Origin of the sequence: Kitasatospora sp. NPDC094028, assembly GCF_049543595.1 — a bacterium.
In the GTDB taxonomy this organism is placed as follows: domain Bacteria; phylum Actinomycetota; class Actinomycetes; order Streptomycetales; family Streptomycetaceae; genus Kitasatospora.
This window is the reverse complement of the sequence record NZ_JBMVFA010000050.1, coordinates 30,768-45,773: the sequence shown is the minus strand read 5'-3', so window position 1 is coordinate 45,773 and position 15,006 is coordinate 30,768. Positions and strand designations below refer to the sequence as shown.

Annotated in this window: 10 protein-coding genes; 3 read left to right on the top strand and 7 right to left on the bottom strand. The window is 73.7% G+C overall.

What is annotated here, in order from left to right:
- Positions 1–79: 79 nt before the first annotated feature.
- On the bottom strand, positions 80–529 hold the full coding sequence (locus ACPC54_RS39340; protein WP_498972063.1) for a hypothetical protein: 450 nt from the start codon (positions 527–529) through the stop codon (positions 80–82).
- A gap of 185 nt (positions 530–714) precedes the next feature.
- Here ACPC54_RS39340 and ACPC54_RS39335 point away from each other — a divergent pair, with 185 nt between their 5' ends.
- Together ACPC54_RS39335 and ACPC54_RS39330 are read left to right on the top strand one after the other, a co-directional pair.
- Positions 715–945, top strand: coding sequence for a DUF8825 domain-containing protein (locus ACPC54_RS39335; protein ID WP_498972061.1), 231 nt, complete (start codon positions 715–717; stop codon positions 943–945).
- Between the two features lie 86 nt (positions 946–1,031).
- Positions 1,032–1,187, top strand: coding sequence for a hypothetical protein (locus ACPC54_RS39330; protein ID WP_498972065.1), 156 nt, complete (start codon positions 1,032–1,034; stop codon positions 1,185–1,187).
- 175 nt (positions 1,188–1,362) lie between these two features.
- On the opposite strand, the gene tpg is transcribed toward ACPC54_RS39330, so the two are convergent.
- Positions 1,363–1,908, bottom strand: coding sequence for a telomere-protecting terminal protein Tpg (tpg, locus tag ACPC54_RS39325; protein ID WP_498972059.1), 546 nt, complete (start codon positions 1,906–1,908; stop codon positions 1,363–1,365).
- 92 nt (positions 1,909–2,000) lie between these two features.
- Complete coding sequence (gene tap, locus ACPC54_RS39320) at positions 2,001–4,544, bottom strand: telomere-associated protein Tap (protein ID WP_498972057.1); 2,544 nt, start codon at positions 4,542–4,544, stop codon at positions 2,001–2,003.
- Between the two features lie 314 nt (positions 4,545–4,858).
- Here tap and ACPC54_RS39315 point away from each other — a divergent pair, with 314 nt between their 5' ends.
- A complete protein-coding gene (locus ACPC54_RS39315; protein ID WP_498972055.1) occupies positions 4,859–5,059 on the top strand; it encodes a hypothetical protein in 201 nt (66 codons plus the stop codon).
- A 445-nt stretch (positions 5,060–5,504) separates the two neighbouring features.
- Here the strand turns inward: ACPC54_RS39315 and ACPC54_RS39310 are convergent, their stop codons facing one another.
- The 4 genes from ACPC54_RS39310 to ACPC54_RS39295 all read right to left on the bottom strand — a co-directional run bounded on the left by ACPC54_RS39310 (position 5,505) and on the right by ACPC54_RS39295 (position 14,986).
- Positions 5,505–6,452, bottom strand: a complete 948-nt coding sequence (locus ACPC54_RS39310; protein ID WP_498972054.1) for a hypothetical protein — start codon at positions 6,450–6,452, stop codon at positions 5,505–5,507.
- The gene (locus ACPC54_RS39305) at positions 6,449–7,591 is read right to left on the bottom strand and encodes a Mu transposase domain-containing protein (RefSeq protein WP_498972052.1); all 1,143 of its coding nucleotides are present in this window, start codon (positions 7,589–7,591) and stop codon (positions 6,449–6,451) included. The genes ACPC54_RS39310 and ACPC54_RS39305 overlap by 4 nt, the downstream gene beginning before the upstream one ends.
- A 379-nt stretch (positions 7,592–7,970) precedes the next feature.
- On the bottom strand, positions 7,971–8,393 hold the full coding sequence (locus tag ACPC54_RS39300; RefSeq protein ID WP_498972051.1) for an ATP-binding protein: 423 nt from the start codon (positions 8,391–8,393) through the stop codon (positions 7,971–7,973).
- Positions 8,394–8,482: 89 nt separating this feature from the next.
- Positions 8,483–14,986: an SDR family NAD(P)-dependent oxidoreductase gene (locus tag ACPC54_RS39295; RefSeq protein WP_498972049.1), complete on the bottom strand. Its 6,504-nt coding sequence runs from the start codon at positions 14,984–14,986 to the stop codon at positions 8,483–8,485.
- Between the last annotated feature and the right edge of the window lie 20 nt (positions 14,987–15,006).

Genomic DNA, 15,006 nt, shown 5'->3' with positions numbered 1-15,006 from the left:
TCCACCTGCGGCAACAGGGGCTCTATCAGCTCCCACGCCGCGTCCGTCACCTCGCCTCGACCTGCCACAAGATCAATTATCAGACAAGCCTTAGGACCGCGACCACCGGCTCCAGGTCCGCCGCCATCTCGGCTGGCGTCCGGACCTGCGGGTAGTCCAGGCTCTCCCCCAGCAGCGCCAGCGTTGAGCGCAGCGCGGACGCCTCCTCCCCGTTCCCGCCGCCGGCCGCGGCGTGCAGCGCGACGAGGGCGTCTTGTAGGGCTTTCAGGGCCCAGGCTGGGAGGACGTAGAGGACGGCCGGGGGCGCGGTGTCCTCTGCGGCAGTGGTGAGGCCGGCGGCGATCTCTCCGATGACCTCGCCCGCCGTTTCCAGTGCCAGGGGCGGGAGAGGGTATTCGCTCGGACGGGCGTGGGCCGCGACCGCGGTCAGGCTGAGGACCTCCGAGAGGTAGAGGGCGTGCTGGATCCAGGCCGGGTTGCCGGGCAGGATCCGAGGCAGTTCCAGGCCCGCCGGGCTCTTCGTCGTCACGGGGCCGAGTATCCCGTTCACGTGGCGTCCGGCGGGCGGTTCCGGCGAAACCGAAGCCGAACCCGGCCCATGACTGCTAATGCGCTGACCTGCGGTGGGGAGTTTGGCGGGGCGAAACTCACCGGCCTCGCGGGGCTGGTGTGCCGCGCCGCCGGCCGCACGGATGTGCGATCTACGATGGGCGGGTGTCCGACACCGAATTCCCCGCTGACCTGCTGGAACTCCAGCGCCGCTGGTACGCCGCCGAGGCCGAGTGGTCCGCCGACTCGACCGAGGAGACGCAGGCCGCGTTCACCGCGGTCGGCGCCGAACTGTACTCCCACCCGTACTGGGCCGGCGCCGAGAACCGGCACAAGGCTGAGATGAGGCTCAAGCAGGCCGCCCGCCCGGACACCGTGCAGGAACCGGCGACCTGACCGCCAGTCGGCCGTCTCCCATATGCGCCCGCTCCGAGGCCGGACGATGGTGAAAGAGGGTCGGGCGAGCACGGCGGGAGGCATCGGTGGCAGATGACGTCGGGACCGAAGAGCCGGACGAGGCGCACCGCCGGCCGCCCGGGGTGGACGACGCGATGGTCGAAGCGCTGGGAATGCTGACGAAGGCGCTGAAGTACACCGAGCGGGCCCGCGGACACCTGTACGTTCGTCGGGGCATGTGAAAGGCCCGCCTCTCGGGCGGGGAGGCGGGCCTTGAATGGGGCGGGCCGGGTGCGGGCGTGGGGTCAGTGGTTGGGGCCGGCCTGGCTGGCGGTGGCGATGCACTCGACGTCCAGTTGGTCCGCGAGGTCGGCCAGCACCGCGCCGAGCCCGGACACGGTGGCCGCTGGAGGGGTGCTACAGCTCGACGTCCATCCACGCGATGTCGTTCAGCTCGACGTCGAGGCCACGGCCGCGGCGTCCGGTGTCCTTGAAGTAGTGCTCGCGCAGGCCCTCGGCGAGGATCCGCTCCTGCTCGTCCTGGCTCGCGCCGGCGTCGCGGGCCTCGTAGAGCCGCTGGGCCACCGAGCCGGGCATCTTCTGGGTGATCGTGCGCTGGCGCGGGTCGTCGGTGGAACCGCCGGCCGCGCTGTAGCCGAAGGTCGCCTGGATGTGGAGCATGAAGCCGTTCTTCTCGGCGTCGCGGCGCACCCGCTGCTTCACCCGCGGCTGCCAGCCGGCACGGACCTTGGTCTCGATGGCCTTCGCGGCGGCCGGCTTCGGGGTGCCCTGGCCCTTGAGCCAGCGCTGCACGGTGCGCTGGGAGACGCCGAGGTCCTGGGCGAGCTTCTTGGTGGAGCCCTTGGCGCCCTTGAGCAGGAAGCGCATCCGGGCGGGAACGGACTGCGGGATCGGCTTGGTGCGCTCGGCCCGCTCCAGGCCCTCGTCGATCTCCCGGCTCACACTGCTCTCCTTCCCGGCCGCCGAGAGCGGCGGCCACTGCTGGTGGTCATCGGTGGGCGGCCCGCCGAGCGGCACGGCGGGCCGAAGGGTGACTACTCGTCGGCGGAGACGACGCCGCCGGTCTTGATGTGCCGGGCCGGGTTCGTGTCGTCGGCGATCAGCTCGGCGATCTCGGCCAGCGGCCGGGAGCCCTCGAACTTCACCATCCCGGGGCTGACGCCCAGGCGCAGCGAGGTGGTGAGGGTGCCGTCCGGCTTGGTGAGGATGTCCAGGGCGCCGGGGCCGGGGGCGGCGAAGACGGCGCAGTCGGAGAGCACCGCGAAGCAGTGCAGGCCGGTGTCGGCGGCCATCTTGCGGAGCTTGCGGTGGAGGTTGACGGTGGCGGTGTCGATGACCAGGGCGCGCATGAGCGGGTCCCAGGTCGACCGTTCCAGGGCGGCCCAGCGCTCGCCGGGCTTGTAGCCGTGGCCGCGAGGGCGTTCGCGCATCTTGCCGATGGTGCCCTTGGCGGTCTGCTTGATCGCGGTGAGGACCGCGAGCTCTGCCGGGTCGCCGGTGGTCTTGAGGCCTGCCATGGCGTCGAGGAACGCGACCGGGTCGGTGTCGGCGAGGGTGAGTGGGACGCCGAGGGCGGCCATGGTGTCCAGGTACGCCTGGCGCAGGTGCTTGTGCCACGGGTCGAGGTAGGGGCCGTGCTCGTGGCGCAGCCAGCCCTCGGTCGGCTGCGGGCGGGCGCCGAGCTCGATGGCGTAGGCGACCTTCACCGTGGAGTACCAGGCGGGGCCGGTCGGGCGGGAGCCGTCCGGGGTGAACGGGCTGGGGAGCAGCGGGTTGGTGTCGACTCCGGACAGGTCGACCAGCCAGGAGCCGGGGATCTTCGGGTCGAAGACGGGGTTGACCTCGTGCGTGGGCGGGCCCAGCGGCAGGGTGAGGCGGCCGGCGGCGGCGAGGAAGGCCATGTTGACGTCCAGGCCCACCGCGAACGGCGCTGCGGCTTCCTGGTCGGTGAGCGGGCGGTGCCAGTCCCACGCCTCGGTCACCAGCTCCTGCCCCGGTGCGCGGTCCTGCGCGAGCGGGTGGACGTCCAGGACCTCCGGCGGTGCCGGGTCGAAGGCGTCCTTCGGGCGGGAGCCCTCCACCGGGCCGGACGTCCAGCCGGCCTCGGTGCGCACCGCTCGGGTCGGCGGGCGCAGCGCGGTGACCAGCTCGAGGCCGGAGACGGCGGTGGAGCCGCGCGGGGTGAGGACGCGCGTGGCGTAGGTGCCGAGCAGGCGGGCCAGGTCGGGGGCGGCGAGGCCGTCCGGGATGGACCAGCCGCCGGTGGCGAGCGCGCCCCAGCCCGGGATGCACAACTGCACGCACTGGCGCTTGCCGTCCTCGGGGGTGCGGTAGACCCGGGCCCACGGCCCGAGGCCGCGCTGGGTGAGCAGCCAGCCGGCCTTCTCGACCTGCTTCACGGCCTTGTGGGTCTTCGGCAGCTGGCCCAGGCGCTGGACGAAGTCCTTCTTCTCGTCGCGGCCCATCGGCGGCAGGCCCAGCTCGGCGAGCGCGGCATCGGTGAGGACGACCAGGGCGTCGCCGTCCTTGCCGTGGCGGTGGAGCCGGGGCGAGCCGAGCTTCACCTCCAGTGCCCACTCCACGACGTCCGCCAGGAAGCGGCCGGTCGGCGCGGTCGGCGCCTGGGTGCCGTCTGCGAGGTAGGCCACCAGGGACCGGCCGGACGGGGCGACGTCCAGCACCGCGAGGGGACCTGCCGGGAAGCGGGCCGACGCGGCCTGCTCCCAGTCGGCCGGCCCCTCGGCGGCCGGCTTCTTCGCTGTCGCCTTCCGGGTCCGTGACGGCGCACCGGCGGCGGGACGGGACGAAGACCCGCGCCGGGCCACAACGGGCGCGGCGGCGGGCGCCGTCCGGCGGGGCGCAGCGACCGGGGCAGCCGGCTCGGCGGGCACAACCGGCCCAGCCTCGGAGGCGGGCGTGGTGCGCTCGTCGGTGACGGCCTGGACGAGCGCTGCCACCGCAGCCGGAGCGGACCGGACGGGCTCGGCAACACCGCTGTCAGGGGTACACCAGCCGCCCATGTGCATCGGACGGCCCTGCGAGCGGTACGGCGTCGGCCGCCCGCACCGCACGCACGGCTGCGGCGGCCCGGCGAGCAGTTCCCCGGCCGCCGTCCGGTCGAGCTCGACCACGGCCTGGTCGTGCTGCTCGCCGCCGAACGCCGCCGCCGGCACCGCCGGGGCGGGCGGGGCGGACGGGGCGGGCGGGGCGGGCGGGGCGGACGGGGCGGGCGGGGCGGGCGGGGCAGCAGCGGGGGCAGCCGGAGCCGGCTGCGGGATCACAAGGCCGGCGGCCTGCGCCCGGCGCAGCCACTCGGTCGGCTCGACCGTGCCGTGCTGCAGCGCCAACGTCGCCAGGAATCGGATGTACACCTCGCGCTTGGGCGGGCGGGGCTCGGTCGTCCCGGCCTCCCACCGCACGATCGTCTCCCGGCGGGTCTTCAGCGCGGCGGCCAGCTCCTCCTGGGTGTACTCGCCGAGCCTGCGCAGCCGCTCCCGCTCAGCCGGGACCGGCAGGTCCTCCACCGGCCGAGGCCGCGCAAGCAGCGCGTCGATCGCCGCGAACAAGTCATCACTCACCGGTCCACCTCCACCACACACCCTAGCGTGAAAGTCACTTTTGGATCGCACATTTCAACCGCACATCACCGGGTCGGGGTGCGCGAGCCGGCGCTGCTGACGTCCAGCACCCTGGCAAGTGACTGACCGGCTCCCGGACGCCCCTCGACCGGCGACAGGGGCTCGGCGCACGGCGGCTCCGCGCTCGTTCGCGTCCGGCCGTTTTCGGGAAGCCACCCCCGCGCGGGGCGGCGTTCTGGCGTGCTCACCCGAATGCAGCAGGCTCCCCGTGACTGGAGCCTCACACAGCGTCAGGCCAAGACCCGGGGTGGGCAATGCAGTACACGATCAGCGCGTCGGTGTTCCTCGCGATCGTCATCGTCGTCCGTCTGCGGCGCACCACCCATGCCCGTAGCCGCGTCGACGAGGCGTTCACCGTCTTCACCGCCGTCGTCTTCGGGGTCCTGATCGCCGCCACCACCTGGGGCCACGCCATCCTCCAGCTCGTCGGCAGCGTTGTCGACCCCACCCACTGACCGCTCCCCCGGCCGGCGGCGCGACCCCGGAAGGACACCGACGTGCACAGGGCCGGAGCAGCGCGTGGCTGACCGCCGGCCGCCCGCGGTGGAGACGTCAGGCTCTGCGGTGCCTGGCCTGGTCGGCCTTGGCCGAGGGGACGGGACCTGTCCGGTGCTTCACGGTGGCGGCGGGAGAGCCGCAGTCCAAGAGGCCCTGGGCCTTGGCCATGATGCTGGTGGCGGGGACCTCGTCCTCGCAGCGCCCCGCGCCTTCCCCGAGCGTGGTGAAGGTGGTGGAGCTGCCGGTGTCGGGGCCCTCGGTCCACGTCAGGCCGTACGTGCCGCCGCCCAGGTCGGTGCGATTGCAGCTGAGGCTGCCATAGGTGTGCCGGTGACCTTTTCGCTCCCTCGTAAGGTCTCCCGCTCCGTCCCTTCCGCTTCTCCTACCCGACCGCCGCCGCCGTCACCGCCGGCCCCAGTCCCACGGGGCCGGCCGGGCGCCGCGCAGACACGCCACTTGGTGGACCGCCAGGTAGCGGGTCCGGAAGTCGAGGCGGGCACGGCGCACGGTGTCCATCACGGCGGTGAGCACGACGACGTCCCGCACGACCTGGTAACCCGACCACGCGCCGATGCGGTCGCAGGGCATCGCGGCGTCGGTGCGGCCGTGCGCGGCGTAGGTGCGGTGGTAGGCCTGCAAGTCGTCGCGGCGGCCGCGTAGCAGCTCGTTGCTCCAACGCGCGGCGACCAGGTCCCACTCCCGGTGGCCGCGCCACAGCGGTCTGCGCAGCGCCAGCCGCGGGTGCGTCCCGCCGCCGTGGCAGCGAGCGAGTCGTCGGGCGCCGAGGATGACGGTGGGCGGGGTCGGCCAGTCGATGCCTGCCCACTGCGCGCGCAGCCGGGCGGTGCACTCGAACAGGAACCGGCGGGCGGAATCGCTCAACGGGGTGTCGTCCAGGCCGTCCAGCAGGCCGGCGAACGGGTCGTGGTCCTCCAGCCACAGCGCGGACCCGGGATGGATCCGATGCACCGCGGCGGTCACCCGGGCGCTCAGCGACTCGTCCCGGCGCCGTTCCCCGGGGTCGTGCCAGAAGGTGACGGCACGGCCGGCAGCCGTGCGCACGCCGCCGTAGTACGGGGTGACGACGGCCACCCGGTGCTGTTCCAGCAGCTCCGCGCCCCGCACCAGCGCCCATGCCTCGTCCTGACCCGTGTGCACCATGGCGATCGTGCGCGAGGCGGGCAGCAGCCAGACGTCGTGGGGGTGATCGCTGACCAGCTCGGCGTGCCGGGCGTCGTCGCCGGTGGCCGCGCAGGCCTGGGCCAGGGCCACGTAGGACGCTGTGACGTCCTGTCTGCGGATGCGGCCGGTTTTCTCGAGGAGCGCGCTGGTGCTCGGTCCGATGGTCACGGAGCAGTCCTCGGGTGCGGAGTCGACGGACACGGTGTCCTGCGGGCTCGCGGCCCGGTGCCGGACGTCCGGCCGGGCCGTTCCAGGGCGATCGGGCCGTCGTGCTCGGCGACCGTCCGGCCCGCCCCCCTCGGCGCCCTTCGGAAGCAGGCGATGACCGCCCCGCGGGTGCTGGTGATCGACAGGTGGGGTTCGTCCAGCCGTCGGCGGATCCTCACCTCGTTGCCCACGAGACCCTCGGGGAGCAGGTAGAAGTTGCCCTCGAACGGCACGAGTCCGCGGGGGTCGACCCTGCGCTGGACGCAGATGCGCGCCGGGAACGGCTTCGGGGGCAGGGGCAGCAGGGCTCGGGTGTGGCAGCCCGACTGCCGGTTCCGGCTGCCCGAGCGCTCGGTCAGGCGGTCGAGGCTGTCCTGGGCCGCCTGCACGCCTGGTTCGCCGACCGCCGTGTCCCACCAGTGGAGGACGACGGAGCGGTGGGCGCGGATGACGGGGTTGGGCGCTCCCGTCTGCGGGCGGATCGCGATGGAGGCGCCGTAGTGGATCGCGATCTCGTGGAAGACGGCGGTCACCTTGCCGGACGTCGAGCAGACCGGCGCAGTGCGGTCGAATAACCAGCGCTCGCCGGTGCCGCCGAGGCGGCGCAGCACCTGGTCCAGGGCTTCCACGCAGTGCGGGAGGTCGCTGGTGCCGGCCAGGGCGGCCCGCCAGTGACCGGATCGCGTGAGCGAGCCCATGAGCAGGAACATCTCCTGCCCGCAGTCCCATTCGACCGGTGGGGCCGGGAGCTGTACCCAGTCGAACTGCACATCTTCCATGGGGCCTTGGCCGGGGCTGGCCCTCCCGCGGTGGCGCGGTCCGCGACGCGGCCACATCAGGTGCCTGCGCAGGGCGCGGGTGAAGGTCGAGTAGGCGCGGTTGTAGCCCAGCTCGACGATCTCGCCGTGGAGCATTCTCGCCTGCAGGTGCGGATCGTCGTCAAGGCGCTGCCGGCAGTACGGGACGAACTGCAGGAACTCGTCACGGGTCTCCGCCCGGACCCCTATGGTCCGCTCCCTGTTGAGATAGGCCCTGATCGTCTTGCGGTCACGGCCCATGCACCGGGCGATCGCCGAGATGGACCAGCCCTGGTGGCGCATGGCGCAAATCTCTCGGTATTCCTCTGCACTCAGCATCCAGACCCCCAGCTATCGGAATTTTGCCGCCGCTAAGCTCCTTGAATTCGCGGCGGCCGCCAGGCATGGTCGAAAAAATACAGCATTCGACCGAACCGCTCAAGGAGGTGAAACGTTTCTTTCCTGATATCCCGTGGGCAATTTCAAGGAGCGGGTTCACACTGCCCCGACCGGGAATTCCACCCCGACTCCGCAATACAATCTCGCACACTTCTTGGGGGATTCCGCCGAGCGGCGCGGGAATTGCATAGTGAAGGACGCTCGAATCGCGCGCCGTGAGGACCGGTGCCGAGCCGTTTGTGCAGCGGGCCACGGCCGGCGGGGTCCGGGACGGCGCGCGGCCTCACAACGGCAGTCGGCAGGAAACCGTCTTGGTTCCGTCGAGATGGAAACGGTACCCCCACGAGCCGGCGATGCTCTCCACCAGGAGCAGCCCGCGCCCGCCTTCTTGGGAGGCGGTTGCCCGGCGCGCCCGGGGAGCAGTCGCGGAGCGGTCCCGGATCCCGATCGACAGCCACCGCTGCTCGAGCGCGATGGTCACCCTGATCCGGTGCTCGCTATCGGCGTACCGGATTGCGTTCGTCAGGAGCTCGGAGGTCAGGAGTTCGGCATCCTCGGTGAGGTGTGTTATATCCCAGAGGCTGAGAATGGCGTTCACGGCACGGCGCACGGGTCCCACGCAGTAGGCCTCCGGCAGGACGAACATGGTGACGCGCCGTCCCCTCGTGTCGTGCGGGTCCGAGCGTGACGAGTCTGCGGAGGTCATGGCCGTCCCCTGGTTCCCTCCCCCGGCAAGACCGGGATCCCGTGCGTCGCGGTCCGGCGGTGGCTTGGCGCCGGCGGCCCGGAGTGAGTTCATGGGTTCTTCCTCGGCGATTCGGTGCCGACTGCGGCGTCCGGCGGCCGGGCCGACCGCGGCGAGCGGGGAGCGATGAGGTCCACGGCCCGGGGCGTGGTCCGGCCGGGGGGATCCGGCGGAGTGTCGGCGGTCAGGCTGACGCCGATGTGCTGCGCGAGGCCGTCCGCGAGAGCTGCCAGCGTGGGGTGGCCCGCGACGAAGTCGCCGGCGAGCCTGACGCCGAGGGAGGCCTCCAAGCGGGTGCGCAGTTCGATGCGGAGCAGGGAGTCGAACCCGAGCGCGCTCAGCGGGGTCTGCGGGTCCAGGGTGCTGGCCCCCAGCCGGAGCACGGTGCGGATGTGTTCGGCCAGGTAGTCCTCGAGGACCGTGAGGCGGGCGAGGCCGGGTTCCGCGGCCTGCAGCTCGCCCCGGATGTCGCGCGCCGCATCCTGCCCGGACGCCTGTACGGGGGTGCCGGGCGCCTCGGGCGTGAGGAGGGCGAACAGCGAGGACGCCCGCCCGGCCGGGGGGATCCAGGTGTCCGGCGGGCCCGGGATCACGCCGGTGCGTACCCGGCCGTGGGTCAGGAGCGCCGCCAGGGCCTCGAGCCCTTCTGCGGTGGGAATGGTCTGGTAACCGCGGGCCGCGAAGTCGGTGGCGGCCCCGGTTTCGCCCCAGGGCCCCCAGTTCACGGCCAACGCGGGCAGGTCCAGGGCGGTGCGCCAGGTGGCGAACGCGTCGAGCCACGCGTTGGCGGCCGAGTAGGCGCCCTGGCCCGGGTTGCCGAGCAGGGAGGCCATGGAGGAGTACAGGACGAACCAGTCGAGCGGCAGTCCGGTGGTGGCCTCGTGGAGGCGCCAGGCGCCGGTGACCTTGGGATGCCAGACGCGTTCGAGCTGGTCGTCGGTGATATTGGACACCGCGGCGTCGTCGAGGACCATCGCGGCGTGGACCACGCCGCGCAGTGTCCCGCCGCCCGCGGTGGCCTCGGCCACCAACTGCTCGGCGATACCGGGCTGCGCGATGTCTCCGAGCACGATGCTGACGCGGGTCCCCTGTTCGCTCAGTCCGGCGAGGACCCGTTCGGTCTCGGCCGAGGGGGACGTGCGTCCGTTGAGGACGAGGTGGGCGGCGCCTCGGCCCGCCAGCCAGAGGGCCGTGGCAAGGCCGACACCGCGCAGGCCGCCGGTGACGACGTAGGCGCCGTCCGCCCGTACCGGCGAGGGCGGGTCGCGCAGTACGGCGGTGGCGTGGCCTTCGTCGGGCACCGTCAGGACCAGTTTGCCGATGTGCCCGGCGCCGGCCATGAGGCGGAAGGCGTCGGAGGCCTGCGCGAGCGGATAGGTCCGGCACGGCAGCGGGGCGAGGGTGCCCCGACCGAGTTCGGCCATGACCTCGCCCAGCAGCTCCGCGAAGGTGTCCGGGCGGGTGTCCTGGAGCTCGACGAGATCGACCGTGCTCATGGTGATGTTGTGCCGCAGCGGTGCGAGACCCAGCGGGGTGTCGGCGAGGATGTCGCGCACCCCCAGCTCGACGAACCTGCCGAAGGGGCGCAGCGTTTCCAGTCCGGCCCTGATGGCGGGCCCGGAGAGGGAGTTGAGGACCACGTCGACACCCTCTCCGGCGGTGGCGTCGCGGGTCTGCTCGGCGAAGTCCAGCGAGCGGGAGTCCATGACGTGCCGGATGCCCATCGCGCGCAGGTACTGGCGCTTGTCCTCGCTGCCGGCGGTGGCGAGCACGTCGGCGCCCAGGCGCCGCGCGACCGCGATCGCGGCCAGTCCGGTCCCGCCGGTGGCGCTGTGGATCAGGACGCGCTCGCCGCCGGCGAGCCGGGCGAGGCGGCGCAGGGCGTACCAGGCGGTGAGGTAGGCGACGGGCAGCCCGGCGGCCGTCTCCGCGGGCAGGCCCGCCGGGACGGGGGCGACGGCGGCGGCGGGCAGGGTGGCGAAGGTCGTGAAGAGTCCGCCTCGCACGTTGGCGGCGAGGACGCTGTCGCCGACGCACACGTGCCTGACGCCCGGTCCGACTGCGGTGACCACGCCGGTGGCTTCGAAGCCGATGCGGTAGCCCGCCCCGTCGTCGGTCGCCAGCATGCCCATGGCGGTGAGCACGTCGCGGAAGTTCACGCCTGCGGCGTGGAGGCGCAGTTCGACCTCGCCGGGGCCGGGGGCACGCCGTGGTGAGGTGGTCAGGCGCAGGGCGTCGAGGTCGCCGAGCCGCCCCGCGTGCAGTTGGAAGCGGTCGGCGCCGTAGCGCACGGTGCGGGTGACGGCGGTGGCGCGTTCGGTCTCCGACAGGGGGGTGTAGGACAGCCGGGCGATGTGCCGGGTGTCACCGCGCAGGGCGATCTCGTCCTCAGGGGGGTCGGCGAGGAGTTCGGCCGCGAGCCGGTGCAGGCCGGTGTCGGCGTGGTCGGCGTCGATGAGGGTCGCCCGCAGCTCCGGGTGTTCGTGCGTCAGGACGCGCACAAGTCCGCGCAGGGCGCTCTGGGCGGGGTCCGCGGGCTGCCCCGGCTCCGGAGCGTGGGCGGACCGGGTGACGGCGAACAGGCGTGCGGGCGTGCCGCGCGCGATCGCGCTCTGTGCGGCGGCGAGCAGCCGGCGGGTGCGACGCAGTGCGATCGCGGCGGCGTCGTCCTCGGGCGCGGACGGCGCGGACAGGAGGACCACGGCGCACGGTGCGGGTGCGGAGTCCCAGTGCCGGGCGATGCTCTGCTTGAGCGGCTGGAGGGCGGCGCTGTCGACGGGGATGTCGAGGACGTCGGTGCGGGCTCCGGCGAGCTCGAGGGCCTCCGCCAGTGCCCGGGCGGATCCGTCCGCCTCGCCGATGACGAGCCAGGGGCCCGGGGCGGGCGGTTCGAGGCCCTCCCGGCGCGGCACCGGCTGCCAGCGGGTCTCGAGGAACCACCGGTCGACGGTTTCGTCGGCCCCCGCGCTGTGGCGTACGAAGCGCAGCGCGTCGATCTCGACGAGGGGGTTTCCCGCCTCGTCCAGCAGCCGCACGTCCCCGACGATGCCGTCCGCGGCGGTGTGGGTGAGCCGGGCGTGCGCGTAGCAGGCGTCCTCGGGGGCTGCGAGGATCCGCACGGCGCGCATCGCGACGGGCAGGACGAGGCCGTGGCCCGGTTCGTCGATCAGGCCGGCGACGACGAGCTGGGCGCACAGGTCCAGGAGGACCGGGTGGATCCGCAGGCCGTGGCGGGCGGTGCGTGCCGGGTCCGGCAGCGTCACGCGGGCCCAGAAGCTGTCGCCCTGGGCGCGGGTGCGCAGCTCGGTGATGCCGCTGAAGGCGGGTCCGTGCTCCAGGCCCCGTGTACGCAGGCTCGCGTAGAGGGCGTGCGGATCCAGGACGACGGGGTGGTCGGCGGCCAGTGCGGCCGCGGGGAGCACCGGTGTCCGGGGGGAGGCGTCGACGCGGCGCAGGACCGCGGTGGCCTGCCGTACCCAGGTCCCGTCCTTGTCGCGGCCGAAGACCTCGCAGTCGGCGCGGTCCGCGCCGGTCAGGGTGACGGTCGTGCCGACGGGCGTGCGGGCGTCGAGGTGCAGCAGCTCGCGGAAGCGGATGTCGGTCGCTTCGACATCGTGCGCGGCGCCGCGGAACACCTCGCCGGCCGCGGTCAGCGCCAGGGCGCAGTAGGCGGCGCCGGGCAGGACCGGCTGGCCGTGGACGCGGTGGTCGGCCATCCAGGGCAGGACGTCGGTGCCGGTGTCGGCGTGCCAGGTGTGGCGGGGCTGGTCGCCGGGCACCTCCGTGTGTGTTCCCGGCAGGGCGGCGGGGGCGCTCTCGGTGTGCGGGGAGGCCGCTGCGGGCGGGGTGGTGTCGGTCCAGTGGGGTCGGCGGTCGAAAGTCAGCGCGGGTACGTCGGCCAGGCCGCCGCCTGCGTAGAGGCGGGACCAGTCGACGCCGACTCCCGCGCAGTGCAGGGCGGCGAGCTGGGTACGGAAGGTGGTGCGGTCGTCTTCCCCCTTGCGCAGTGTCGGCAGGATCACGGGCTCGTGGGGCAGGCCGGTCAGGCTCTGGGCGAGGGGGCGGGTGACGACGGCGTGCGGCGAGATCTCGAGGTACACCTGGTGGCGGTCGGCGGCGGCCGCGTCCACGGCGGCGCCGAAGCGTACGGGTCGGCGCAGGTTGGCGCACCAGTAGGCGGCGTCGAAGACCGGGGTGTCGCGGGGGTCGTCCAGGACGGTGGTGTAGAAGGGGACGGTCGGCCGGCTGGGGGTGAGCTCGGCGAGCTCGGCGGCGAGGTCCGCGAGCAGCGGGTCGACCTGGGGGCAGTGCGAGGCGACGTCGACGTCGATCAGACGTGCCACGAGTCCGCGGGCCTGCCAGGCGGCGGTCAGGCGCCGGACGGCGGCCGCGGCGCCGGCGACGACGGTCGAGTCGGGGGCGGCGACGACGGCCACCGACACCGTGCCGTCGCCGATGGCGGCGAGGTCGTTCTCGACGGTCGCGCTGTCGAGGCCGACGCTCGCCATGGCGCCGGCTCCGGCGATGCGGGTGAGGAGGGCGGACCGCCGGCAGATGACGCGGACGCCGTCGGCCAGGGTGAGCGCTCCGGCAGTGACGGCGGCCGCGACCTCGCCCATGGAATGGCCGATGACGGCGGCCGGTTCGACACCGTGGTCGCGCCAGGCGGCGGCCAGGGCGACCTGCAGGGCGAACAGCGCGGGTTGCACGCGGCCGCAGCCGCTGACGTGTTCGCGGTCGCGGACGGCCTGCAGGACGGAGAACCCGGTCTCGGCGCCGATCAGCGCATCGGCTTCGGCCAGGGTCTCGGCGAAGGCCGGCTCGTGGTGGAGCAGGCCGTGCCCCATGCCCTGCCACTGCGAGCCTTGGCCGGAGAACACCCAGACGGGACGGCGGGTGACGCCCGCGCCCACGTGGCCGCGTACGACGCCGGGGTGGGCCCGGCCGGCTTCGAAGGAGCGCAGGGCGTGCACCAGGTCGCCGTGGGAGTCGGCCACCACGCCGAGCCGGCCGCGCCCGGGGGAGCGGCGCAGGGCGAGGGTGTGGGCGATGTCGTGCAGGGGGGTGGCGGCTCCCTCGGCCTCCAGCCAGTGGGCCAGGCGCGCGGCGGCGGCGGGCAGTGCGTCCGGGGAGCCGGCGGCGAGGAGGAAGACGTGGGGTGGGGCGGCCTGCGACGGCGGGGCGCCGACGGGGGCGGCGGCCGCGTGTGCCGCGGTGCCGGCGGTGGGATCGCCGGGGAGGACGACGGTGCGGCGGCGGGCCGGGGCCTGTTCGAGGACCACGTGGGCGTTGGTCCCGGAGAAGCCGAAGGAGGACACCGCGGCCAGTCGCGAGGCTGTCCGGGTGGGCCAGGCGGACAGGCCGGTGGGGATGAACAGGCGGGTGCCCTCGGCGCTGATGGCCGGGTTCCACCGGGTGAAGTGCAGGTTGGGCGGGACGAGCCCGCGCCGGAGGCAGAGCACCGCCTTGATCAGGCCGATGACGCCGGCCGCCGGTTCCAGGTGGCCCACGTTCGTCTTCACCGAACCCAGCGCGCAGCGCCCCTGTCCGGTGCCGTAGACCGCGGCCAGGCTGGAGAACTCGACGGGGTCACCGACGGGTGTGCCGGTGCCGTGCGTCTCCACCAGGCCCACGTCGCGCGGGTCGGTTCCGGCCCGGGCGAGGGCCTGTCGGTAGAGGGCCTGCTGGGCCTCGGCGGAGGGCGAGGCCAGGACGTCGGAGCGGCCGTCCTGGTTGACGGCCGAGCCGCGGACCAGGGCCAGGACGCGGTCGTCGTCCCGTAGCGCGTCCTCGAGTCGCTTGAGGACGACGACGCCGCAGCCTTCGCCGCGGACGAAGCCGTCCGCGGCCGCGTCGAAGGTCCGGCACCGGCCGGTGGGCGAGAGCATCCCCATGCGGGCGAAGGACATCGTCGTCCTGGCGCCGAGCATGAGGGTGACGCCGCCGGCCAGCGCGAGATCGCACTCGCCGGCGCGCAGGGCCTGGCAGGCCAGGTGGACCGCCACGAGCGAGGACGAGCACGCGGTGTCCAGTGCCACGCAGGGGCCCTGCAGGCCCAGCAGGTAGGAGATGCGCCCCGGGGCGACGCAGTGCCCGTTGGTCAGGACCGCGCCCTCGAGTTCCCGGGGCTGGCCGGCGAGGGACTCCATGTAGTCGGTGTAGCTCAGGCCCGAGAACAGTCCCGTGGAGGTCCCTGCCAGCCGCTCCGGGGGGAGCCCGGCGTGTTCGAGTGCCTCCCACGTCACTTCCAGGAGCAGCCGGTGCTGGGGGTCCAGGACGTCGGCCTCCTTGCCCGAGACCCCGAAGAAGTCGGCGTCGAAGCCGGCGACGTCGCCGAGGTATCCGCCCCACGGCGGCATCGACCCGGCGGCGTGGGCCGTGGCCGCGGCCACGTGCCCCGCGCGGCCGATCGGCGGGTGGCCGACCGCATCCCGGCCGGCTTCGAGCAGCCGCCACAGCGCGGCGGGCGAGTCGATGTCGCGGGGAAGCCGGCATCCCATGCCGACGACGGCGATGTGCTCGTCAGCGGCTCTCAGGTTCTCTGTGTGGCCCATCACATGCTCTCCTACGCGAT